1 protein-coding gene is annotated in these 1,428 nt (G+C 68.4%); it reads left to right on the top strand.

Annotation, left to right across the window (positions count from 1 at the left end; translation table 11 throughout):
* Nucleotides 1-114 precede the first annotated feature (114 nt).
* On the top strand, nucleotides 115-1,422 hold the full coding sequence (locus tag RF650_RS13505) for an ISL3 family transposase (RefSeq protein WP_368815175.1): 1,308 nt from the start codon (nucleotides 115-117) through the stop codon (nucleotides 1,420-1,422).
* Nucleotides 1,423-1,428 lie beyond the last annotated feature (6 nt).

Here is a 1,428-nt window from a genome sequence, read left to right as displayed (position 1 = left end):
GGGCTCTTCGCAGTTGAGGGGGTGGGTGGTTGAGCGCGTTGATGCCGGGGTAGGGGTCGAGGTCTCCCGATGATGGAAGTTCTCACACTGACCATCTGCCCGGAAGACCTCGACGTGCTCCACGCTACCTTCGCGACCCCTGACCTGACCGTGTTCTGCCGACTCGATGAACTCGGCCTTCAGGCCGTCGGCCAGTGCCTTGAGCCGGAGCGGGCGGTGATCGAGTGCCGTGTTGCGGAGCCGGATCCGTGGTGTCGGGGTTGCGGCAGCCAGGCGCTCTCCCGCGGGACGGATACGCGGCTGCTCGCGCACGAGCCGTTCGGACACCGCCCGACGACGCTGCTGATCCGGGTCCGCCGCTACAAGTGCGCCGGCTGCGGGCGGTCCTGGCGAGAAGACCTCACCGCGGCGGCGCCTGCGCGGGCGAAGCTGTCCCGTCGCGGGATGCGGTGGGCGCTGGAGGGCATCGTGCTCGACCATCTCACCGTGTCCCGTGTCGCCGCGGGCCTGGGAGTGTCGTGGCATACGGCGAACTCCGCGGTCCTCGCCGAGGGCAAGCGGCTCCTGATCGATGACCCGGCCCGGTTCGACGGGGTCGGTGTGATCGGCGTCGACGAGCACGCCTGGCGTCACACCCGCCACGGCGACCGCTACGTCACCGTGATCATCGACCTCACCCCGGTGCGGGAGAAGACGGGACCGTCCAGGTTGCTGGACATGGTCGAAGGGCGCTCGAAGCAGGTGTTCAAGACCTGGCTCGCCGAACGCCCCCAGGCTTGGCGGGACGGTGTCGAGGTCGTCGCGATGGATGGGTTCACCGGCTTCAAGACCGCGACCGCCGAAGAACTCCCGGACGCGGTCGCGGTGATGGACCCATTCCACGTCGTGAGATTGGCCGGCGACGCGCTCGACGAGTGCCGCCGCCGGGTTCAGCGCGACGCACTCGGGCGCCGCGGGAGGAAGGAGGATCCGCTCTACAAGGCCCGCCGCACCCTCCACACAGGAGCGGGGCTGCTCACCGAGAAGCAGCAGACCCGCCTGGAGAACCTGTTCGCCGACGAGCAGCACGCTGAGGTCGAGGCGACCTGGGGCATCTACCAGCGGATGGTCACCGCCTACCGGGAACCCGACCGGAAGCTCGGGAAGTTCGTCATGCAGCTGCTCATCGACTCCCTCTCCAGCGGCATCCCCACCGGACTGGCCGAACTGCGCAAACTCGGCAGGACACTGAAACAGCGCGCCGCCGACATCCTCGCGTTCTTCGACCGGCCCGGCACCAGCAACGGCCCCACCGAGGCCATCAACGGACGCCTCGAACACCTCCGCGGCTCCGCCCTCGGCTTCCGCAACCTCACCAACTACATAGCCCGCGCACTCCTCGAAGCCGGCGGATTCAGACCACACCTACACCCCGAATTGTGAAGAGCC

It is taken from the genome of Kocuria sp. CPCC 205297 (assembly GCF_040981035.1).
In the GTDB taxonomy this organism is placed as follows: domain Bacteria; phylum Actinomycetota; class Actinomycetes; order Actinomycetales; family Micrococcaceae; genus Kocuria; species Kocuria marina.
This window is presented reverse-complemented; position numbering and strand designations above follow the sequence as displayed.